General features: G+C 66.3%; 15 protein-coding genes and 1 pseudogene. 12 read left to right on the forward strand and 4 right to left on the reverse strand.

What is annotated here, in order from left to right; all coding sequences use genetic code 11:
• Positions 1-228: 228 nt before the first annotated feature.
• From ACYVOK_RS32790 to ACYVOK_RS32800, 3 genes are all read left to right on the forward strand, one after another.
• Entirely contained in the window at positions 229-1,371 is a 1,143-nt protein-coding gene (locus ACYVOK_RS32790; protein WP_460666477.1) for a Gfo/Idh/MocA family protein, read from the forward strand.
• Positions 1,368-3,104 (forward strand): polysaccharide deacetylase family protein, encoded by a 1,737-nt coding sequence (locus tag ACYVOK_RS32795; RefSeq protein ID WP_460666478.1) that lies wholly within the window; start codon positions 1,368-1,370, stop codon positions 3,102-3,104. Before ACYVOK_RS32790 ends, ACYVOK_RS32795 begins: the two co-directional genes overlap by 4 nt.
• Positions 3,105-4,254: 1,150 nt before the next feature.
• The gene (locus tag ACYVOK_RS32800; protein ID WP_460666479.1) at positions 4,255-5,331 is read left to right on the forward strand and encodes a LacI family DNA-binding transcriptional regulator; all 1,077 of its coding nucleotides are present in this window, start codon (positions 4,255-4,257) and stop codon (positions 5,329-5,331) included.
• Between the two features lie 415 nt (positions 5,332-5,746).
• Here the strand turns inward: ACYVOK_RS32800 and ACYVOK_RS32805 are convergent, their stop codons facing one another.
• Complete coding sequence (locus ACYVOK_RS32805; RefSeq protein ID WP_460666480.1) at positions 5,747-6,856, reverse strand: LacI family DNA-binding transcriptional regulator; 1,110 nt, start codon at positions 6,854-6,856, stop codon at positions 5,747-5,749.
• Positions 6,857-7,632: 776 nt separating this feature from the next.
• Between ACYVOK_RS32805 and ACYVOK_RS32810 the strand changes: the two are divergent.
• The 4 genes and pseudogenes from ACYVOK_RS32810 to ACYVOK_RS32825 all read left to right on the forward strand — a co-directional run.
• Positions 7,633-7,944 (forward strand): annotated as a pseudogene (locus ACYVOK_RS32810) (carboxypeptidase-like regulatory domain-containing protein); the annotation flags it as partial.
• Positions 7,945-8,049: 105 nt separating this feature from the next.
• Positions 8,050-11,934 carry a sugar-binding domain-containing protein gene (locus ACYVOK_RS32815; protein WP_460666506.1) on the forward strand — a complete coding sequence of 1,295 codons (3,885 nt, stop codon included), beginning with the start codon at positions 8,050-8,052 and terminating at the stop codon, positions 11,932-11,934.
• Between the two features lie 582 nt (positions 11,935-12,516).
• Complete coding sequence (locus tag ACYVOK_RS32820) at positions 12,517-12,660, forward strand: hypothetical protein (protein ID WP_460666481.1); 144 nt, start codon at positions 12,517-12,519, stop codon at positions 12,658-12,660.
• A 270-nt stretch (positions 12,661-12,930) separates the two neighbouring features.
• Positions 12,931-13,164 carry a hypothetical protein gene (locus ACYVOK_RS32825; protein WP_460666482.1) on the forward strand — a complete coding sequence of 78 codons (234 nt, stop codon included), beginning with the start codon at positions 12,931-12,933 and terminating at the stop codon, positions 13,162-13,164.
• A gap of 875 nt (positions 13,165-14,039) precedes the next feature.
• Here ACYVOK_RS32825 and ACYVOK_RS32830 read toward each other — a convergent pair.
• Both ACYVOK_RS32830 and ACYVOK_RS32835 read right to left on the reverse strand, forming a co-directional pair.
• Positions 14,040-15,797, reverse strand: a complete 1,758-nt coding sequence (locus ACYVOK_RS32830) for a family 16 glycoside hydrolase (RefSeq protein WP_460666483.1) — start codon at positions 15,795-15,797, stop codon at positions 14,040-14,042.
• 879 nt (positions 15,798-16,676) lie between these two features.
• A complete protein-coding gene (locus tag ACYVOK_RS32835) occupies positions 16,677-17,129 on the reverse strand; it encodes a hypothetical protein (RefSeq protein WP_460666484.1) in 453 nt (150 codons plus the stop codon).
• A gap of 197 nt (positions 17,130-17,326) precedes the next feature.
• Here ACYVOK_RS32835 and ACYVOK_RS32840 point away from each other — a divergent pair, with 197 nt between their 5' ends.
• Positions 17,327-17,971, forward strand: a complete 645-nt coding sequence (locus ACYVOK_RS32840) for a DUF998 domain-containing protein (protein ID WP_460666485.1) — start codon at positions 17,327-17,329, stop codon at positions 17,969-17,971.
• Positions 17,972-18,002: 31 nt separating this feature from the next.
• Positions 18,003-18,371: a YciI family protein gene (locus ACYVOK_RS32845; RefSeq protein WP_460666486.1), complete on the forward strand. Its 369-nt coding sequence runs from the start codon at positions 18,003-18,005 to the stop codon at positions 18,369-18,371.
• Positions 18,372-18,810: 439 nt separating this feature from the next.
• Here ACYVOK_RS32845 and ACYVOK_RS32850 read toward each other — a convergent pair whose 3' ends face one another.
• On the reverse strand, positions 18,811-18,999 hold the full coding sequence (locus ACYVOK_RS32850) for a hypothetical protein (RefSeq protein WP_460666487.1): 189 nt from the start codon (positions 18,997-18,999) through the stop codon (positions 18,811-18,813).
• A gap of 1,754 nt (positions 19,000-20,753) precedes the next feature.
• Between ACYVOK_RS32850 and ACYVOK_RS32855 the strand changes: the two genes are divergently transcribed.
• From ACYVOK_RS32855 to ACYVOK_RS32865, 3 genes are all read left to right on the forward strand, one after another.
• A complete protein-coding gene (locus ACYVOK_RS32855) occupies positions 20,754-21,077 on the forward strand; it encodes a hypothetical protein (protein ID WP_460666488.1) in 324 nt (107 codons plus the stop codon).
• Between the two features lie 131 nt (positions 21,078-21,208).
• Positions 21,209-21,913 carry a polymorphic toxin-type HINT domain-containing protein gene (locus ACYVOK_RS32860; RefSeq protein WP_460666489.1) on the forward strand — a complete coding sequence of 235 codons (705 nt, stop codon included), beginning with the start codon at positions 21,209-21,211 and terminating at the stop codon, positions 21,911-21,913.
• A gap of 517 nt (positions 21,914-22,430) precedes the next feature.
• The gene (locus tag ACYVOK_RS32865; RefSeq protein ID WP_460666490.1) at positions 22,431-22,661 is read left to right on the forward strand and encodes a hypothetical protein; all 231 of its coding nucleotides are present in this window, start codon (positions 22,431-22,433) and stop codon (positions 22,659-22,661) included.
• Positions 22,662-23,091: the final 430 nt, after the last annotated feature.

Consider the following 23,091-nt stretch of genomic DNA (forward strand, 5'->3'; position numbering starts at 1 on the left):
ATGTCGGCGAGCCTTACAGGGCCCGCGCAATGCTGGCATGAAGACAGGACATGGGATCTTTCGATATCCCGTATATAGACCTAGAGTTTCAGAGTATCCTCGTATAGCCTTCTACCGTCAATGGCTTGTACGACCCGGCGTGTGTCAACTAGCCTGCCGTCATTCCGACGTTGAAACGCGCTACGAGCGCTTCCCACCACCCCCAGGAGTACCGCAATGGCGGATGCTATGAATGAGATTCGCGTGGCGGTCGTAGGGCTTGGGCCCCGGGCAGTCGGCTCCTGGATCCCCTTGCTACGAAGGATTCCCGGCTTTCGCATCACGGCTGTCTGTGATCCCCTCACCGCATTGCACGAGCCGGCGCTCGCCGGGCTGGACGAACGTGTTGTGACGTACGCACGTTACGAGGATGTGCTCGCTGCTTCCGAGATTGACGCGGTCGCGCTCACCGTGCGGTGTAAGGAGCAGGGCGGGATGGCCGCGGACGCGCTCGAGGCGGGGAAGCACGTGCACGCGGAGGTGCCGGCGGCGCACACGATCGAGGACTGCTGGCGGATCGTCGACGCGGTCGAGCGGAGCGGGATGACGTACCAGCTCGCCGAGCAGACGAGGTACTGGGGGTTTGTCGACGCGTGGACCGATCTTGTCGCGCGGGGCCGCCTCGGGTCCATCACCTACGCCGAAGGACAGTACTTCCACTATCACCTGGGCGGCATGTTCGCAGACCCGCACACCGGTGAGCAGTTCGGGCCGGACGCCCTCGACGGGCACCCGGATGGGCGGCCGACCTGGACCCAGCGGATGCCGCCGATCCACTACCTGCCGCACGAGCTCAGCCCGCTGCTCAAGGTGCTCGGCGACCGGGTTGTGGAGGTCGTCGGAATGGGCACCGACCAGCCCAGCAAAGCACATCCGCGGATCGATCAGAGCGACCTGCAGGTCGCTCTGATGAAGACCGCAAAGGGCACCGTCATGCGGCTCGCGGCGAGCTTCGCCAACCCGCATCCGGACGGCAACTGGCACTGGTACCAGGTGATCGGGACGAACGGCCGGGTCGAGTGGGGCCGCGGACTGCGGGACAGGCCGAGGCTCTGGCTCGCCGACGCGCAGATGCACGACCTCGCCGACGTCGACTGGCGGCTCCAACGCACCGACGCGCCGCGCGAGGCGCGCGAGAGTGGACACGGCGACGCCGACTACTACACGCACGTGGCGTTCCGCGACGCCGTCTTCGAGGGACGGCAACCGACTTTCGACGTGTACCAGGCGATGGACACCGCGGCGCCCGCGATCCTCGCCGCAGAGTCGATCGCCAACGGCAGCGTGCCGCTGAGCGTACCGGACTTCCGATGTCACAAGGAGAATCGATGACTGTGGCCGTGCTCGTCCGTCCCGGCCAGGAGGTCGCGGCATTCGGCCGCTATCTCGGCGAGATCCTGCGGGCCGAGGGACTGGTCAATCACACGCTCATCGACGTAGGCGCCGGACTCCCGGAAGACTTCGCGGCATACGACGCGGTGGTCGTCACGCGGATGCGCCTGGCGAAGACACAGATCGAGACGCTGGTCGAGTACGCCGCGGGCGGCGGCCGGCTGCTGTTGGTTCGTCCGACGTACCTGTTCGCTGTCAAGCTGGGCCTGCGGCCGGCGAGCTCGATGGTCTCGCCCGCGTACGTACGACCGCTCGACGGGAATCCGATCGGCACCGGCGTGCCGCACGAGCCGATCGAGACGCACGTTCCCGCGGACTGCTACGCCCTGCCGACCGAGGCGAAGGTCGTCGCCAACCTTCAGCTCGACTCGCTGACGCCCAGCTCGTTCCCGGGGATCTTCCACCTGCCGTACGGATCCGGTCAGGTCGTGGTCTTCGCCTACGACCTGGCGAAGGCCGTTTCCCTCATCCGGCAAGGCGATCCCGGACGCGTCGGCGGCCGCGGGCTCGGTGCCGGTGAGCCCTACCGATTGCAGGACCTCCTCACCGGATACGCCGACCCGACGTGCTGGCACCTGCCGCAGGCCGACATCCACGCGATGCTGCTGGTGAACGCCGTGAACCTGCTCGCGCGGACGCCGCAGCCCCGGTGGTGGTACTACCCCTCGCCGTCGACGCGCAGCGTGCTCGTCCTCGACTCCGACGACGACTGGTCGGCGCCCGAGCACTTCGACGCGCTGATCTCGGCGGTAGAGCAGCACGGTGGGCGGATCACGATCTACCTGATGATGGGGCCGACCCGACGGACGATCGCCACGCCCGAGAAGGTCGCGGCGTGGCGCGAGCGCGGGCACTCGTTCGGCATCCACCACAACGCGTACGACCCGGCGTTCGAGGGCGAGGACCCCGAGGAGCTCATCGAGGACGTGATCCGCAAGGACATCGCGGAGTTCCAGCAGCTGTACGGGTTCGTTCCGACGGCGAACCGCAACCACTGCCTCGGGTGGAAGGGGTACGTGGACGTGCCGCGGCTGTACGCGGAGCTCGGCACCGACATGGACCTGAACGCCACGAACGCCGGTCCGTCGTGGCTGCGGTACCTCACCGGGTCGGCGCGGCCGATGCGCTTCGTGGACAGCGACGGGACGCTGGTCGACTGCTTCCAGCAATCGACGCAGGGGTACGACGACCTCGCCGTCCAGGCACTGTTGACAGCCGATCCCGCCGGCCAGGCGGCGCTCACCGTTCGGCTGATGGAGGAGAAGGTCGAGCGGTACTTCGGACCGATGTCGATGCTCTCCCACCCGGTGTCGTTCTTCACGTACTCCAGGGCGTACATGAACGCCTGCTGGTCCGCGGCGCGCGAGCTCGGGATGCCGATCTGGAGCGCGTTCGACTGGGCCGCGTTCACCCGGGCCCGGGACGCCGCACGGATCTCGTCCCCGCGATGGGAGGGAACGCTCTTCAGCTGCGAGGTCACCGGCCGCTCCCCCCAGGGCGGGCTCACGTTGACCCTGCCCGTGGAGGCGGGTTCCGTGGCGTCGGCCCAGGTCGACAGCGAGTCGGTGGAGGTGACCGGCCTCGATGTCTTCGGCTGCCCCAGCACCCTGGTGCCGGTCGAGCTGCCAGTCGACGAAGATGCCAGTCGTGAGGTCGTCGTCCAGCTTGCCTAGGACCGGCCAGCCGGCAGTTCGACGAGGTGGTCCATCAGCAGGTCGACGTCGGCCTCAGTCGTGCACCAGTTGACGATCGCCGGAAACAGAACGCGAACTTGCTGGCGACGATAGTCGTGCCGACGAGTATCCGTCCGCCGCGCGGTAGGTCGTCTCCGAACGCGGCGTGGAGATGGTCGAACTGGGGTTCTGGGACGCCGCCGAGACGTGCGCGGAAGCAGACAATGGTTCAGAGGGCTCCTCGACCCACGTATTGATCTTCGCGGGAGCCGGGTAATACAGGCTTGTTCCGACGTAGAGCCGCCAGCGCCCCGCCCGAACTGGTGGAGGAATTGGACGTACTCCGGCGGCACGTTGAATCTCGGACGTTAGGCCAGCACCTCGGAGACCTCGTCCATATGACAGCCCCTGATCTGGTCCGGGTAGGCCACCCGCAGCCAAATCAGCGCCTCGACAGGGACGCTTATACCCCCGACGCGCTCAGCCATCTCGCGTTCACCCTCCATCCGAAATGATCGGGACGCCACTCCCACCACCTACGCCGCCCCGCGATTGCCAGCACGTGGGGCCCCCACGACGGCCCTCCGCGACGGCCCCAGCGACGCCAAGGTGAAGCTCGCACCATAGCCACTTGCCGTGTCCGAGCCAGCGCCGGGCTGAGGTGAACGCTTGACTCCACCGCAGCCAGTGTGCGTTTGGTTGAAGTCAACCACGCGGAAGAACTCCGCCGACGGCCGCCGCGGGAACGAGCGTCAGCGCGGACACTCCTGGCTTGCGACGCACGACGACCCACACATGTCGGCCGGGCCGAGCAGGCTGCCCCTGCCCGGCAACTCGCGAATGGTTGTGAGCGAGGCCCCGGCCGCAACCCGTCACCACGACGGCGTCACGTCACACCGTTTAGGCCGCAGCCGTGCCGGCCACCGGCGACGCCGACCTGGGGGTCGTCCGCCCTGTCGAGCCGGACCCGGGGACGCCGCGCGAGCCAGCCCAAGGCGAATGGCAGAACATGCTACGACGTCAGAAGGACAAAGCGCGACCGGTACCGGCACATAGCTCCAATTCACCGATCACGGCGGCGGCTCGTGCGATCCTGTAATCACAGTGGCCGGAACGAAGGTCGGGGTCTACGTTGGGTAGCGGAGGGCGAATGGCAGGCAAGCCGGTTCAGCGGAAGCGTCGGCCGAGTATCAAGGACGTGGCGGCGCTAGCGCAGGTATCGAGCAAAACGGTGTCCAATGTGCTGCATGGACAGATTTTTGTCGCCGACGCTACACGCAGCCGGGTTCTCCGGGCGATCGAGGAACTCGACTACCGCCCGGATCCTTTGGCGCGGAACTTGCGCAGCGGACGGAGTGGCATCCTCGCTGTTGCGGTGCCGAACGTGGAGGTGCCGTTCTTCGCCGAGTTGACAAGCCGCATCGTTATCGCTGCCCGCGCGCGCGGTTATACGGTTCTTATCGACGAGACGAGCGGTGTCCGCGAACGGGAGGTCGATCTGCTCACCGGAATCGCACCGCTGCTCGCCGACGGCGTGATCTTCAGTCCGCAGGAAATCAGCCGTAGCCAGCTCACCTCCCTGCTGCGACGAACAGCGAGGCAAACACCAGTCGTGCTGTTGGGTGAGCACGTTATTGGCCTGCCCGTCGACCATGTGTTGATCGACAACGTGGCCGCCGGCGCGGATGCCACGCGCGCTTTGATCGCACTCGGCCGCCGCCGCGTCGCCGCGATAGGCCTGCCACCTGGATACGACGACCCTCAGGAGCATGCGGATCTGAGGTTGCAGGGCTACCGTCAGGCGCTCGAGGACGCTGGCCTGCCGTACGACCCCCACCTCACAGTCGCCGCGGGTGCCCGACGCAGCGCCGATGGTGCCAGCGCGATGACCTCTCTACTTGCGCTACCCGAGCCTCCGGACGCGGTGTTCTGCATGACCGACCTACTCGCACTCGGTGCCGTCCGTGCCCTTTACGAGCAGGGCAGGTCTGTGCCTGAGGATGTCGCCGTCATCGGCTTCGACAACATCGCGCACACCCAATTCAGCGTCCCCACCATCAGCACGATCTCTCCCGACAAGACCGCGATCGCGGAGGCCGCAGTTGAATTGATCCTGCAGCGCCTCGCAGGTAGCAACAAACCACCGCAGGTCGTCGAAGTCCGTCACGATCTCATCATTCGCGAGAGCACAGCCGGCCGCAGGAGACCGGCCCGCCGACGCCGCTGACCCGAAGCACCCCTCGGCATAGGGATGAACTGGTTCGTGACAAATATTGACTAGCACTGGCCGCCGCGGACCTGGTCAGGCCAAGTGAGACGCACAGCAGCGGATTCATGAGATAAGGGCTGCATTGCCAATACACATGAACATGAACTCCGTCAGGAAGATGCGAGTGCGATCGTGACCTGTAGGACGCGGCCGAACCTCCGGAGCATCGGCCCGATTACGCGGGTCCTAGCACCGGCTCGAGCGTCGATTATGTGAACGCGAGCGCACGATCATTGCTCCAGCGTCGTGCCATTCAGGCGATTCGCGGATCTCGCCGGGCCACCGCTTGCCAGAGTTTCTCAGGCTGGGCCGACAACTCCACGGGCCATGTGTAAAGCAAATTCGGAGGACTGCAATACTAGTAAATCCTGGTCTAATGCGCCGGCGGGCAGGTCGACTCCCGCGCGACGAGCTGTGGGGCCGGCGCATCCACGATCACGTCGTATAGCGGTGCGCCTGACAAGTGGTCGAGTAACATCTTGGCCGCAGCGGCACCGGCGCTTCGCATTGGCATCTTCACAACAGTCAGTGGGGGACGGCTGATGCGCGCGAACCACGTATCCTGAAGGGCAATAACCGAGAGATCATGCGGCACAACCACCCCTTGCCCCGCCGCAGACGACACGGCGCCAAGTCCGGCGTTGACACTTGCCACTACGATAGCCGTCGGCGGCCGACGCGCGGCCAGCAACGCCGTAACGCCAGATTCCCCGGCCTCAGACTCCCATCCGCCGCCCTCGAGCATCCAGCCCCGCTCGACCCGGAGCCCGAGTTCGTGCATTGCATTTCGATATCCTTTCGCACGGCGTCTTGCGGCGTCATGCAAAGCTGTTCCCCCGAGGAAGCCGATCCGCCGGTGACCGAGGCCGTGCAGGTGGCGCACCGCCGTCCGGACCGCTGTCTCATCAGCGAGCGTGACTGAACCCTTGTGGCCGGCCAGCCGGGAGTTGAACAAGACTACTGGCGCCCGCACCGCAATCAGGCCACGCAGCTCAGGATCATCGTAATCCTCCGGCCTCTGGAGGATTACACCATCTACTCTCCCGTTGCCAATCAGGTTGGACAGGTCCCCCGACGTGCGTGGCACTTGTCCGAGAAGGACGCTAACGTCCGCATGCCCAGCGGTTGCCTGTACGCCGTCGAACAGCTCAGCAAACACGGCATTCGTCACGGCTGGGACCACCAGCGCGATGACTTTCGAGCGAGCAAACCGCAGCGCACGTGCGCGCTCGTTCGGCACATACCCGAGGGCGAGCGCGGCTCTACGGACCTTGTCCGCTGTTGTTGCGCTAATCCGAGCCTGCTCATCTCCGTTGAGGACGCGAGAGGCTACGGACTTGGAGACGTTCGCCGCCCGAGCAACGTCGAGGAGACTAGCCATTGTTCCCCGGATAGTACCATCGGGTCCCGCCTCGACACTCTGACTCCGCTGCTTAGGGACGACCGTCCGGTCGTCATCGTCCTCGCTCGTGACAAGCACCACCTCACCATGGTGAAAGCTGAGGCGGGTCCCCGCCCCGCAGCCTGATCGCTCGGGCCCGGCTCGACCATCCCGGCTCCAGGTGAAACGAGCGCGGCCGGCCACATTCGATTCGCAGACAGGCGGCCGAGTTGGAAAGCCCGGACCAGCCGCTCCCCGGCGGTCGGACGGTCCGAAGATCGTCTGGATACCGACCGCGACTGCTAAACGGGTCGAGGTGGTGGTTCCCCAGCGCGACTTTCCGGATGGCCTCGTTGAGAGCAAGTGTCCTGTGAGGTTGGGGAGCGTCTGAACAGCGGTGGATCTGAGCTTGGTCGACACGCCAACCAGAGAGCTCGGCGGAGGGATCGATCATGACGGAACACTCGAGCCCTTGCGATGCCGCATCGAGGTCGGCTCCCTGAGCTGTCACCGGACCTGGAGGGGCGAAACCTCACATCGGGAACGCTCACCAGCCCGCCGCAACCACCCGGCAAGATCCGCCCCCGTCAAATGAGAGGGACAACGGAAGAGCCCGCGGGACGAGACGTGGGTCCGATGACGTTCGGAGATCAGCTCTCAGCGACGCCTCATGATCCCGTCACCGATGATCCGCGACCAGACCGGACGGCAACAGTCCGTCAGTTCGGCGACCGCGTTGGCCAAGATTAAATCAGGCGTTAATCCTTGCCGATAAGGCCAAACGGAACGTACTGAGAGGTTGTATCGAAGGAACTCGTACGCTTCAATTACGACGTCGTAATACGAAGCCGTTCGCCGCCCGCGTTAGGGGACCCGTCATGCGCCGTAGCAGGCAACGCTTGTCCGCAATTTTTCTCGCTCTCACCCTTGGCAGTTCCCTCGCCGTGGTGGGGACTGGGGGGCCAGTGAGTGCCTTGCCCCCTCCCGCCGGAGGACCTATCGAAGTGTCGGGCACGGTGGTCGACGAGGTCGGCCGACCAGTTGCTGGTGCCAGCGTGCACGCTGCTCGCACGGACAGGTTCGGCTTGACGGCTGCGGATGGCACCTACACGCTCACTGGCGTACCCAGAGGCACCTCGGCCGTAATTGCGGCAAAGGAGGGGTATTCGTTTGCTTCGGTCGTCCGCACGGACGGGTCTCCTGCCAACCTTCAGTTGTCACCGCAGACCGTCACGCCACGTGGTGAGTACCCTCGCCCAGACGCCGACCGGCGACCGTTCACGGGCAGTGCCTGGATGTCGCTCAACGGCACCTGGTCGTTCGATTTCGACCCAATGAATATTGGTATCGCTAATGGCTGGTTCCAGCCGTCGCGGACCTACGGAAAGGCGATCCAGGTGCCGTTTCCGTACCAGTCACTGGCTGCGTTCGGAGAGCAGCAGTTTGCGACCGACGAGTTGTACCGCGGGGTATTCGACGACATCATCGGCCCAGTCTGGTACCGGCGTACATTCACAGTGCCGCAGTCCTTCGCCGGGCAACGCACCCGGTTACGGATCGGCGCGACGAACTGGGGCGCGCGGGCGTGGCTTGACGGCAACGAGGTGCTCAACGCGCCCAGCGATGGCGACACTGAGCTCACCGTGGACCTTGGCGCGCTGGCTCCGGGATCCTCCCACACCATCGTAATCCGGAGTGACACGCCAAGAGCGGATCTCACGTCGCAACATCCAATAGGCCGACGAGACGTGTTCGGCCCAACCGGTGGGATCTGGCAGTCGGTATGGATCGAACCAGTTGGCACGGCGACGCTGCAACAGCCGCGGGTGACCCCGAACCTGACATTCGACGGCGCCAGCCGCACGCCCAGCGCGGCCAGCGCCACAGTCGCGATCCGGGCAAACGGGCTCAGCACAGGCACCGTGCACGTCACGCTCCGGAATCCCTCGGGTCAGCAGGTCGGCTCGGCCGATGTCGCGCTCAGCAACGGCGCGGGCCAGGTCACGATTGCGATCCCGAACCCACAGCTGTGGGACATCCGCCAGCCCAACCTTTACACCGCCGACGTCGTTCTCGACGATGGAAGCGGCGGCCTGCGCGACGGAGTTCGCGCTACCTTCGGCATGCGCAAGATCGAGCGCAAGAAGGCACCGCGGGCGGATTCGAGCGGAGCTAATTACTACGAGTACATTTGGCTGAACAACAGGCCGGTCTACATCCGCGGCGCGCTCGACCAAGGCTTCAATCCTTGGGGGCACCAGACGCCGACCGGGGAGGTCACCGGCCCCGACTTCGCCACCGGGACTGCGGCGAACCCTGCCCGTGGTTCGATTGCCTACGACCTGATGACCGCACGTGCACATGGATTCAATCTTGTCCGCGCACATGTGAAAATATTCGAGCCGGCCTACTACCACTGGGCCGACAAGCTTGGCTTGCTCATCTGGGTAGAGATGCCCAGCTCTGGCCGTGGCGCCTCCCTCAGTCCGACCTCGCTGGCGTTCCATGAACGGCTGATGCGTGCCTCGCTTGTCCTGCACCGAAACCACCCCTCGATCGTGGTCTGGGGACTGTTCAACGAAGGTTGGGGAGTCGTCTACACCAACCCGAACGGTAAGCTGCACCCGGATGCCATTGCCTACATCAGGAGGATGGTGCCGGTAGTGCGGGCGGAGTTCTCCAATGTGCTTGTCGACGACAACTCCGCATGCTGCGAGAACGGGCACACGGAGGTCACCGATCTGAACGACCTGCACGCCGGCTGGTGGGGCTATGACGACTGGCAGCCGTATCTCAAACAGTTCAACGACGAGCTGTTCCCGGGTTCGACGCGCAACTTCGACGCTGGCAGACAGGCCGGGCAGCCGTGGCTCATGAGCGAAATCCCGTTCAGCTTCGGTCATCAGCTGGCAAACATGAGTCTGATGCGCGCTCACCGCAAACTGGCTGGTTACATCGGCGTGGAGCTCACTGCCATCGAGCTGGAGCAGGGTACGCCAATCACTTACGACAGACAGCGTCGAGGGCCAGAGCTTGTTGACCACACCCGCGCCAAGCGCGGGATTGACATGCTGCACCGTGACGACGCGGTTTCGATCAACCGCGAGAGCATGCTTTCGCTCAAGCCCGATCCGCAGACGGGCGCAAGGGTGTCGTTGCCGGTCAGCGTGAGTCACTTCAGCGATCTGGACCTGTCAACCGCGCAGCTCCGCTGGAAGGTCGCGGGGACCGGCGCTGACGGACGTTGGCTGGACCCAGGCGTCGGCGGTGGGCGGGCGATCTCACCGATCCGGTATGACGTCCTCGACGCAGGTACGGTCGACGTGACGATTCCGGCGACTTTGCGCACCGGGTACGTGTGGGTGTGGATCGAGGCGGGTGGGCAGACTGTCGCCGAAAGCTACGTGACGTTCCTCGACACCACCGCCCGCGCCGGCGCCTTCGACCCGATGTCGCCGGCCAAGACCAGCCAATGGTCTGGCGGGACCCATGGCGAGCTGCAATGCGGCCCGCAGCACAATGTCGGCTACGGTGAAGGCTACTTCGAGTTCCAGGCGAACGTCCCAGCGGAGGCTCAGAACGGCGGCGCGCTCGAGTTCGAGGCCTCCTCCGCCGAAGCGCTACGGCCTCTTCCCACCTTTCCAGAGTCATCGACCTTCACGAACGCGCGCAAGTTTCCGACTCGCCTGACGGTCAGTGTCGACGGCACCCAGGTGCACAGCGTCGTCCTGCCTGACGATCCGAACGATGCCGTCGGCATCGCGTCGCGGCACTACGGTCGGTACCGCGCCGGGCTCGGGAATCACTACGGCTACCGGGTCGCTGCGCCACTGCCGGCAGCGGTCGTGCAGGGCAAGCAGAGCGTCACCGTACGGCTCGCGTCGAACGGTGGAGGGCTCCGGGTGTTCGGCCTGCACTCCGGCGACCGTGGACTTCCACCAAGAATCGTCGCCGGTAGCGGGTTCAACGACGTCCCCGCGCCGGTGTCCACGACGACCGACCGGCCAAGCGTCTCGTATGCCTCGGCGGACCTCGCAGCCGATAACACCGGCCGGGCAATCGTGTCGATCACCAACGACACGGACGTGCCGATCACGAACGTGCAGGCCCGGCTCGCACTGCCAGCCGGATGGACGGTCTCGACCGCGCAGACAGTCAGCTCCATACCAGCTGCCGGATTCGCTCACGTGGCCTTCGACATCCGAGCGCCCTCCGGACTTCCAGCGGGACTTCCGGTAGAGGTGACTGCCACTGCTGTGTGGACAGCAGCCGGCGTTCAGCGGACGGTGCAGGCCCAGGCAGCACAACACACCTATAAGAGCAGGGACGTCATAGACCCACGGGGGGCGGGAGCCTCGCTGTCCGGCGACGCCCGCGCGGACCTGATGTGCGTCCAGCCAAGCGGCGTTGTCCACGCCTGGCGCAACGTCGACGGCGTCAACCCCTGGGCTTGGGGACACGACCGCGACTCCGTCGTCGCAGCGGGCATGTCCAGCGACCCGAGGCGAACCCGCTTCGCCGACCTCGACGGCGATGGACGATCCGAGATCATGTCGATCCTGCCGACCGGCGAGGTCTGGGCCTGGTGGAACTGCGAAGGGTTCGCCGTGGAGCCCTGGTGTAATGACCAGATCCTCCTGGACACTCTCGGCACAACACCACCAGAGAACATCTGGTTCGCAGATCTCTCAGGCGACGGCAAGGCCGAACTCCTCGCCCTGCAACCCGACGGCAACGTCCACGCCAGGCTCAACTGCAACGGCTTCCAGACCAGGCCATTCTGCCCGGGCTACAGGATTGTCGCGGGGACGCACGAGCCGGCGGAACGGATCTATTGGGCCGACCTTAATGGTGACCGCAGGGCTGAGATCATGTGGCTGCAGCCCAATGGTGAGGTGAAAGCCTGGCGCAACTGCAACGGGTTCCCCACAACTTCCGATCCCGATGAAAGGCCGTGGTGTGAGGACGCGATCATCGCGAAGCTCGGGACGACCCCGCCGGCTAACGTCAAGTTCGCTGACCTGTCCGGCGACGGCTTATCGGACATCGCCGTCGTGCAGGAGGACGGCCAGATCCGTGCCTGGAGAAATGGCGTCGGGTGGGGCGGAGAGCCCTGGCGGGGCAACTCCATGCTGCTTGGCAGCGCCTTCTCCGATCCGGCTCGGCTGATATTCGGGTAACGCTTTCGCGGACCGGTGCGGGCCGCGGCACGACGCCGCAGGCCCGCACCGGCTCCCAGCAGAGGGTGAAGTTCCCGCGAACAAATTGCCGAACGGGGACTTCAGGGCACAGTTTCACCAGGGGTAACGGGGGACAGACCCGAAGGAGCCTGAGCATGTGGAAAGTGCTCGGACTTGACCGCCAGATGCGCGAGACGTATCGCATGCTGCTGCGCGAACAGGTAAATACACACCGGACCTCTCCAAACGGTTGGGTCTCAGTCGGAGTCAGGCAGAAGACGCCCTGGATCGGCTCGCGGGCGGCAGGACTCGCGGTGTTGATGTCCGACGCGCCACACCGGATCATCCCGGTCGACCCGCAACGAATTTTCGGCCCCTTGCTCGCCCGGCGGCAGCCAGAGGAGGCCGCCCGGCAACAGGAGCTCGCGCGGACGCAGGAGGCCGTGCTCTCGCGCATGGCCGCGTTCTCCACCCGGGGGCCGCACAGCCCGCCGATGCCGACTCGGCTTTGTACGGGCGTCGCCGAGGTATGCGAGCAGATCGAGGCACTGCTGGTCGCCGCGCAAGCGGGCGTGGTTCTGTGTGCTCCCGAGCGAGGCATGGGATCTCGCGCTGCCCGTACGGTCCGACCCGGTCGAGCAGGCCATCGACCGAGGCGTGGCGATCCGCGTGCTGTATCCGGACGCGGTCCGGGCCGATCCGGCGGCGCTTGGGCAGGCGAAGTAGCTGCTCGCCGCGGGCGGCGTCGTCCGCGTGGGTGGCGCCGCTTCCCCCGGCGATGCTCGTCGGTCGCCGGCCGGGTCGTGGTCGTGCCCGTCGACGGCGAGCTGCGGACAGCGCTCGTCGTCCACAACCGTCGGCTGGCGCGGGCGTTGACGACGCTGTTCGACGTGTCGTGGCAGGACGCGTACCCCGTCCAGGGCCGCCGCGGCGCCGGACCCGTCGACCGGGCTCGCGAACTCCGAGCGATGTCTGCTGCGGTTGCTGGGGAAAGGCATGACCGACGCCTCCGCGACGCGGCAGCTCGGAGTGTCGCTGCGGACGGTCCGCCGGATGTTGGCCGAGATCATGGCGTGCCTCGGTGCCCGCAGCCGGTTCCGGGCCGGGATTCCGGCGCCGGAACGGGGCTGGATCGGCTCCGGGCCGTGCCAGCTGCCGCACCAGCCGGCACCGCACGCGGTGCCGAGCCGGCCGCGGCAGACACTGGCCCCGGTGATCATGTCGAGCTAGCAGAACGGCTGCCCGTGCCCTCACGTCCGACGACTCAGGGCAGACAGGCTGTGCATGACGCCGATGGCATGACTCAGGCGATGTGTGCCTGGTGAGCCGGTGCCCGGTCGACTCACCTGCGTCGCCAGCCACCCAACAGCGGGCACGATGGAGACACCGGACAGCGGGCGCCAAGGCAGGCGCCACCGAAGAACTAACCGAACGCCGCAAAGGACGTCGCGTCGCCGCCGCAGGATCGCTCGATCCCCCGTCGAGTCGAGGGCGCGGACCTAGTGTTGAGCCTGCAGAAGGCGCAGGCGTGAGGCGGCCGTCGCCGGCTCAGGTGGAAGGCCACCGATGGGAGTATCTGGCTCAGCTAACCACACGTCGCACCGGCCGAGGCATGCCACCCACCGTCGCCGATAGTGACCTGTCCTTCTGGCAACCCCCAGAGCAGGGGCACAGCTCTGCCGAGCTATTTCTCGAAGCCGAGACGCCCTCGATGACCTTCAGGCCGCGGCAATCCAGACGATCTCTACGGTGATCTCGCCTGTGGGAGCGGGCATCGCCCATGCTCCCCCTTGCACTGGTCGATCCGCCTTGCCTGAGCGGGCTGTTCGGTAACGAAGCGAAGAGGCCGAGGATCCGTGACGCCAGCGAGTGACTCCGTCACATAGTGACCAGGCCCCAACGGGTCCGCCAGACATGTCGTCGAGGGGCGGTGATCGCACCCGCAGGTTCCCTTTCGTCCGCGCCCACGTCACGCGACCAATGAGGCTCGCATCTCGCGCACCCAATGCCAGACCCGAGAAGGGGTCCGCAACGCCTGGGCCGTATGGCGAATCAACCCGTGGGCGGCGAGCACGACCAGCTCGCCGCCCACGAGCGACACTCGTCTATAGAGTGACCGTTATGTTGCGCCAGGACGCTCTGGTGAGGTAGTCGCGCACACCGATCATCCCGGTTTGAGGCCATGTGCCCGTGGCGGTATAGGTGAACGAGGCGAGGTCACTCGTCGAACCCGGCACTCGAATGGACGCTGAGATGTTCGCACCCCGCGCATGGACAGTGACCTCGTACCACGTGTTCGCCGACAACGCCGCTGTTGCGGACCTCACCTCGGTCCAGTTGTAGTTCTGCCGGCCGAGGAAGATGCCGCTGGCGCGGACACCGAGGTAGTAGCCGTTGAGCGCGTCCGTTCCCACACCCGGGTTGCTGGTGCGTACCAGGAAGCCGGCGTTGGCGGAACCAGCCGTCGATGCGAGCCGGATCTCCCCGCGGAGCGTGTAATCGGTCCATCCCGTCGACCCCGCGACCGCCTTGGCGCCGCCCGCGGTACCCGCGGTCTCGGAGTACTCTCCCGCCAACAGGGCCCAGGTGCCGCCATACGTCTTCCAACCGTTGTCGCGCCCGGTGGCGAACGGAGCGGTGTAGGGCAGCACACCGGCCGAGGCAGCGGCCGTTCGCACGGCGCAGCTGCCCAGAGAGTCCGACGGCGCCGTGTAGCGGACGGACCTACCGTCGACGGATGGCAGCAAGTGGGGGCTGTAGTTCACGTAGCAGTTGGTCGGCGAACCGTCTTCGACCCGCATGGGCGCTGGCATCCACGACCAGTGCCCGGGGGTGCCGTAATTCGTGTTGACGAACACCGACTCCAAGTTCTCTGGCGCGAACCCATTAGTGCTGGCGTAGAACACGTGCATGCTGGTAAGCATCAGCTGCCCGTTGGGCCCACCGGCGGGGCTCCATACCACATATGGGCTGTGGCCCGGATATCGATTGTCCGTCGAGACCACGAAGTCACCGAGGTCACCTGGTCCGGTACCCCAGCTGTGCCCGCCGTCGGTGGACCGCTTGATGTAGACCTCGCAATGACCGCGAGGACCCGCGCAGAGCTCGTACGCGAGCACCTCCCTGCCGTCACCCATGCGGGTGACCGTGGGCATACCGGGTCGCTGACTCGAGATCGTCGAGGCGACGTCCCTGACGAGCCCCGGAGCGTAGTTGAAGCCGCCGTTCGGATTCGCGCTCCAGGTGTCACCACCGTCGTTGGACACGATGTGGACGATCATCTGGCTGTGCGTGGGTCCCTGGCGTTCGTCGGCGAAGTAAGAAACGAGCTTGCCAGCGTCGTTGACAAACAGGAAAGGCTCCCAGATCCCCGGGTCGTCGCCGCCCACGTCGGCGTTGCGGGCGTACTGGTACATGGACGCGAAGGTCCAGGTGACGCCGTGGTCCGTGCTCCTCCAAAGCTGGAAGTTCGTGGAGTTGTCGCTGCCGATGACGTTCGCAGTCAACAGCAGCGTGCCGGCCGGGTAGTTTCCGACCTGCTGCGGAAGTTCGAACAGGAACGGTTGGTACATGTTGACGTTCGGGTGTCCAGGTCCAGTCATCCCGTCCGCGACTTCAGCGATGGTCGACCAGTCGGCGCCATCGTTCATGCTGCGCCGGATCAGCAACCTGCTCCCGGCACCGTGGCCTCGCTCGAACGTCGCGAGCAACGTCCCGTTCGCCGATCCGCTGTGCTGCAAACGGATTGCCCGAGCGTAGCCGATGCCCTCGCCGGTGCCGGCCTGATACAGCACCCCGCCAGTGGTGTTCGCAGACACCGGCTGGGCGGTTGCCAACACCAGCCCAATCAGAAGAGCGATCAACCACGGTCTGTTACGTCGCCTCATGACACACCGTCCGTCCGTGGAGTTGTGATTACAACGTCGTAATGACGGTAGCAAGGTTATCCGACGCGGTAAACGTCTGACGTTCACTGACGTTTAGGAGGAGAGGTCCTCTGGTTTTCCGTGGCGTCACCGGGCCGGAGCTCGTTAACTTATCGACGGGCCGGTACGTCGTCACCCGAGAACTCTTCACTGAGCGAAACGAGACTTCCCATCCCAGATTAAGCCCCGGGCAAATCATTTGGTATTTCCAACGACTTTGCTGACTTTCCCTACACCATTTTGCGTCGAAGGACAGGCTATGGGAGTGGCGGCCATCGTTGCGCCCCTACTCTGATGATGCTGACAGCCGGCCCTACCCTTGCTGGCGGAGGTGAGGGCGAACCTATGGCCTCGAGGAGCAACGCCCCGCTCATCTATGTAAACGGGGCCGGACGCTAGTCGACGCGTTCGGGTCGCACAAGCCCTTGGCTGACAGGCGGTTGCCACCCGGGATCGACGAGCATCCGGCGCGACGATCTCGGGTGCAATACCGCGCCGCGCTCTTCGCTGCCGGAGGTGCTGAATAAGATCAGCTATTGCACTTTGCTTGGGTCTGACGTCGGCCAGGCGCCGCCGCTGATGTCGTGCCGATGGATTGGCGCCGCCAGAACGGCGCGATCTGGTGGTTGCCGCCGAGTGCCCACTTCACGGCCTCTGCCCACATTCACGTTCCAGGCCGGTGCCGTGGTCGCGAAACCGGGGAAGACCGGCAGCCGCGGAGTGGATCCACTTCTGCGCGGGTCTGCACAACCTGGGCTGGCTCCGCCAGATCTCCGGGCGCGATGGCGGGTCGCAGCCGCCGGTCTTCCCAGCCTTTCAGAGCCGCGTCATTGTGGACTCATACCCGCCACCTCCGGGGTAGATCCAGGAGCCGGACATGACGGTGCCGTCTTCGTTGAACGTGCCCTCGAAGTACGCGGGGCTGCCCTTGGCTCCGGCCCAGATCGTCAGCGTGTCGCCGTTGAGCTCGTAGACGTAGTCGAAGGTGTTGCCCGCTGAGTCGTAGAACCTCGACACCACATCGGCGCCCACAGGCTCACCGAACGGGTGGAGGTTGCCGATGATCTCCAGCCCGGTCGTGCGGTGGCCGTACTGCTCAAGGTCGACGTGCTGCAGCAGGAAGAACCCGCCGGGCATCCATTCATACCGCACGGTCCCCTCCGCGCCGCCGGTCACCGCCCAGGTGCCGACCAGCCGGTCCAGTGCCCGGACCGCCGCGCTTGGCTCGGGCCGCTCTTCGCTGCCGTAGGTGTCGATCATGTCGTTCATACTTCGGTCCTCTCGGATCGTTGCGCCGCCCTTGCGGCCGCGCTCTCACGGCCACCTCGGCCCGACCAGCCCGATTTCGATATCCGCCGGATGTGATCTATGTCACATACGCATTGGTGTCGAGATCGCTCGGCTCAATCCGAGGTGGCGGGTGAAGCGGCGGGAAACGCCCGCCACCGAGCACAAGGAGTACGACTATGACGACCACCCTGACCCCGGTCGTGGCGACCCGGCATTGGACGAGCACCCGCGCGCTGCTCACCGCGGCGGCGGCCGCCGGACCGGTCTTCTTCACCTCCGTTGCCGGGCAGATGCTGCTCCGTGACGGTTTCGACCTCCGCGTTCACCCGATCAGCCAGCTCGCCATCGGCGACCTCGGCTGGATCCAGATCACGACATTTGTCCTCGCCGGCCTCGGTGTCATCGGCCTCGCGATCGCCCACCGTCGTGTTGTCACTGACGGGATCGGCCGGCGGCTGGTGCCGCTGTTCGTCAGCGTCTTCGGCCTCGGGCTGATCGTTGCGGGGCTGTTCGTGATGGATCCGCAGCACGGCTTCCCAGCCGGTACACCCGACGGCCCGGCACCGCAGATGTCGTGGCACAGCATCGTGCACTCAGCGGCGGCAGCGGTCGCGTACACGGGGCTCGCAGCGGCATGCGTCGTGTTGGTCGTCCGGTCGATCAAGCGCCGGGCCGTCCTCCCCGCGATCGCCAACGGCCTGGTCGGACTCATCCTGCTCCTCCCGGTGTCACCCACCGACTACAGCCTGCAGACGGCGTTCAACGCCTTAGTCGGCTTCGCCTGGGTCACCGTTTACGCCCTCCATCTTCGTAGGGTGTGATCCACACTCCATGAACCGAACGAGGACCATCATGAAGTACCTGTTGCTCAGTTACACGCCCGCCTCGAGCTGGGACGCCGCGACCGCGGACACCCCCTCGGAGGACGCGCTGGCCGCCTTCGCCTGGTACCAACAGTTCGAGGCCGAGCTCCGCGCCAGCGGCGAGTTCGTCACCAGCGAGGGACTCGGCCACCCGGCCGTGAGCACGACCGTCCGCAGAACCGACGCCGGCGTCGTCGCAACGGACGGGCCGTTCGCCGAGCTCAAGGAGGTCCTGGCGAGCTTCGCCGTGATTGACTGCGCGACCCACGACCGCGCGGTCGAGATCGCCGGCCGCGTGGTAGACGCGCTCGGGGAAACCGTCGAGATCCGACCGATCATGGGCGACGACTTCGCGTGAACGACGCTGTCCCTGCCCGCGACCACGCGATCGAGCACCTGCTGCGCACTGAAGCGCCGCAGGTGCTCGGCGCGTCTGTGCGTCGTTTCAGCCGCTTCAACGTCGCCGAGGACGCCGTCGAGGAGGCGCTGCTCGCGGCCAGTACGCAGTGGCCGCGGTCGGGCGTCCCAGCCGAGCCGGGGAGCTGGTTGATCCGCGTCGCCCTACCGGCGCATCGTCGACCTGCTGCGGTCGGAGCAGGGTTTGGCACCGCCGCCAGTCGGAGCACCAGACCTCGCTCCCCGTGCACGCGTCCGCGCCGTCGGCGACGACAGAGACCGACTGGGCGCAGATCGCGGCCCTCTATTTGGGTCGAAAGACTGTCCGCCAACGGGACCGGTGCGGGCTCAGCCGTGTCGTCGCCGTGGCGAAGGCGTACGGCGCGGCTCGCGGGCTCTCCTTACTGGACGACCTGGAGCCAGTGCTCGCCGGCGACACCCTCGTCGACAAACGCCAGGCGGCGGTCCCGGGCCCACTTGCTCGAGGAGGCCGCCAGGCTCAGTTGTTCGTGCCGTACTGCCTCCGGGCGGCCGAGCTCACAGCGAACCTCCCTGAACGGCGCTATCTCGTCGCGCGCGGAACGCTGCACGTACAACTGAGCCTGGCGGCCTCACCAAACCGGGCGGTGCGGCGAGGGACGTAGTGCAGCGGGTCGTGATTGGTTCTCGGGCTCCAGCGGACGGAGCCCAAACGGCCTATCAAGCTTCAGCACACGCCGGGAGGCGACGTTGCGACGAGCACGGGAAAGCCGACAGCGGACGTTGGATCCCGCTACAGATTGTGGGATGCGAACACGTAGGTGATGTCGGGCTGTTATTAACAGGTCTTCGAGCATGTAAGGGTCTGGAAGCGGAAACCGTCCTTGCTGGCTTGAGGGCCATCGCCGGCTGGGTGAGCCAGAACTTGGTGGCCGTTTCGGCTGGATTGTGGCATTGCCTTGTCGGGTTGGCGGTGCATACGGCCAGCACAGCCAATCACCTCGCGTAGAAGGCGAACGAGCATGCCGGGCCAAGCAATGCGATCCACCGGCAAAGCCAACCAACAGATCAACTCGTCTTCACGACGCTCCTACAGCCAGCGCCATGAAGAGCGAGGCTAGGAGTCCTCGATACCTCGGACGCCAACCCGGGGCACCATTCAGGGCCACCAGGCCCTGGGCGCGCGACCTGAGGGGCGTAGCCGAATCACGGACGTGGGCTGTCCCGCAAGTAGCTGAGGAGGACCGACGCTCCGGATGACAGCCAACAGCCAACACCGGGTCGAACTCGACGGATCGCGGCAGCATCCTGATGCTGAAACCGATCATCGCGAGACCAATCAGCATACCGAGCACGCTGACAAGTGCGCTGTTACCGGTTCGGCATTGGCTCCGGCACTTGGAGGTTGACGGTCCGCTCCTCGATTGCCTGTCGGACAAGGTCGTCTAACCCGAGGTTCAAGACCAGCGGGGAGAACCTACCCTGCGTGCTCGATCCGAATTGACCGATTGCCGACAACCACCGACCGGAACTGCCACCCCAGGATTGCAACCTCCCCCGTGAGGAACGGCCACACGGCCGTACAGCTGCCTGCGCCGTGTCGGCGGACGACGTCGACTGTGTCGCTGGGTTGCCCGAGTGGGGTGCATGACCACCGGAGGCCGCGGGTTGTGCGCCAGGAGGGCGCGCTCTACCGAGCGACGCGGATTACGTCTACGACGCGCTGGAGCGCATGCCGGAGGAGACCGAGGACCACCAGGCACGGCGCACGACCGCACGACGGCGTTCAGCCACCTCGGTCTGACCGGGGCACAACCGAGGAGAAGCAGACCGGCGGCACCGGCCCGCGCACTAAGACCTAGGCCTACGCGGCTGGCCAGCGGATCGCGATGACCGACCAGGCCACCGGGCCCGACGACTCCACGCAGCTCCTTCAGCTACGGCAACGACGTGCACGGGTCGGTGTCGCAGCTGCTGGACGAGTCCGGCGGGGTGAAGGCGTCCTACGGCTATAGCTCCTACGGCAAGCAGGAGTCCAAGGACGAGGACCCGCAGGGCCTGAGCAGCGGCGACCTCAACGACCTCAAGCCGACCAACCCGTACCGGTACGCCAGGCGGCGGCTGGACTCCGGCACGGCCGGCACCACCTGGACGGCACCACCAGGGACGCCTCGATGTGGACATGGGCGCCCGCCGATACGGCCTGGACACCGGCCGCTTTCTACAACAGGACATGTTCCAGTCGGCGCTCGGCGACCTGGGGTTGTCGATGGATCCGCTGTCGCAGAACGGTACGCCTCGGCTGGCGGCAAGCCGGTGTCCAACGTCGAGTTCGACGCCCACATGCTGGTGACCGACGGTGGCGGTGGCAGCCTCTTCGGCGTCCTCCGGAGGCGACGCCGACGACGGCGGTGGCAGCCTCCTCGGCGCCGCCAAGGACTGGGTCAGCGACCCGTGGAACGACGTCAAGGAGAGCGCCGGCGACGCTGTCGACTGGGCCAAGGACCACGCCTCCGGGATCGGCATCGGCGTCGGCATCTCGCCGGCGCGGCCTTCTGCGGCGCGACCGCGGCCTCGGCTGCGCCGTGCTCGCCGCCGCCGGCGGCGCGATCGGCTCGGCGGCCGGCTACGGCGCGAGGGTCGGTCTGAGCGACAAGGAATCCTTCGACGCCAGCCAGCTCGCCAATGAGACCGCCACCGGGGCCGCCTTCGGTGCCGCGGGTGGTGCCGTAGGCAGGGGCATCGCCGCAGCCGCCGGCAAACTCGGCGGCGGTGGCTCGGGCGCGTCCGCCGGCGGCGGCGCGGTCGCCAGGTCTGCCGATGACGCCGCCGGAACGGCGTGCTCGTTCACCTGGCGGCACCGCCGTGGTCACGGCCAACGGCACCCGCAAGGCCATCTCGCACGTCGAGGTCGGCGGCACGGTGCTCGCCGAGGATCCCGAGACGGGCGAACGCGGGCCGCGCAAGGTCACCCATGTCTGGGAGCACGCGGACGCGGTCTTCGACCTGGAGATCGACGGCGATGTCGTGACGGCCACCGAGGACCACCCGTTCTGGAGCTCCACCGACCGGGCGTGGCAGGAGGCCCCGGACCTCGACGCCGGTGACCTCGTCCGTACGCCCCGCGGTGAGCTGGTGGCCGTCGGCACCCGCGCGCTGCGGCCTACCGGCACGGTGCGGGCGTTCAACCTCACCGTCGCCGGCATCCACACCTACTTCGTGGCCGTCGGCGAGGACGAGGTGCTCGTCCACAACACATGCGGTCCGGCTGAGGTTCCTCAGCGGCATGGTGGTACGGCGGTCGAGGGTGGCTTCCAGTTCGGAAGTCGCCGGGCGCGCGCCAGGCGGCATCGGAAATGGTTGGCGCCATGGGTTCCGCGACCAGAGCGATCCGCGCGAGTTCGAGGGCGGCCCGTGGCGGATTCGCGGATCCGACCGGAAGATCGGGCGGCAGAGCATCGACGGAACGCGCGGCTATCGGGACGACTCCTCGGCCATCAGTTTCCCGGCGGGAGGACCATGTGACCGCACCTCAACGTGTGGGCTCCCCATCTGCCTTCCAAACCCAAAATGCATCTCTACTACCCTGGGGCGTCATGAAAGTGTGGTGGGAGTTCCGGTGCGATGCGAACCATCAGTGGACGTTGTATGCGGACGAGTCACCCGACCCTCCAGACGAGGCGATGAAATGTCCGGTGGACGGCTCGCCGGCCGTGACAGCGACGTCGCAGACACCCGCTGACCGGGTGGTGATAGCAATTGTTCCGGCGGCCAGGATCGTCGACGCGGAGACTGGCACGGTCGGTTTCGACTCCGAGTACCACCTCGAAATATCGTCGACGGACAATGTCCGAACCAGGCGAAGTAGCCGGAGTTACGATTGGGATGAGGCCGTCGGTAGAGCCGCGCTGTTTCGGCGAGTCTCGTGGGAGCAGGCGCTCGTTCGCTGGGAAAAAATCGGTGCGGAGCGCCCAGCGAGCCCGTGAATCACCGCCGGGGTTGAAGGGGAGGGCTGACGAGGCGTCCGTTAGCGTCGCCAGTCGTGTCGGTAGCACAGTTCAGGCTTTCGTGTGCCGGGGTGGCGCGGTTGGCCGGCCAGGGTGGCGAACAGGTTTCCGGACGGGTCACCTCACCTGCGGAGGCCCGGCGGCTGCTGGACGACAGGCGGTGTACGGCGTGCTGGAGCTGGCGCCCCGGTGACGTGGTGCTCTCCGGCGCGGCGAACCCGGTCGGCCCCCAGGTCGCCCAGCAGGTGCTGACCACCGCGGCATAGGCCGTGGGCCGCCACCCAGCAGCCCGTGACCGGGGAGACCGTGCATCCGGCCTCGGCGGCGGCTCGCCCGTGCCGCTCGCGGCCAGCGCCCCGCTGTGGCTCGGCACCCTGGTCGGCAGCGCGCTGCTTGTGGCGGTCACCGCAGGGCGGCGCGGCGGTCCACTCGGCCGTTTCGCGAACGGCGAGTGTGATGAACAATGCTCATGGCCGGGCCCCTCGGTGGCATTCGATACTGCACGGTACTGCCGACCAGTCAATCCATCGGCACCCACGGCGAAGATCATCCGGACGGCACTGAGCATTGTCCCTATCAGAATCAACCGTCGTTGATGCAATGCGCAGGACGCGCTGCAGCTTCGCCAAGCCGTACCACGTGGTGACCTCGACCCGTGAGCGGAGTCCTGAGCGCCCGCCGCACGGCGACGATCAC

Source organism: Kribbella swartbergensis, assembly GCF_054784135.1.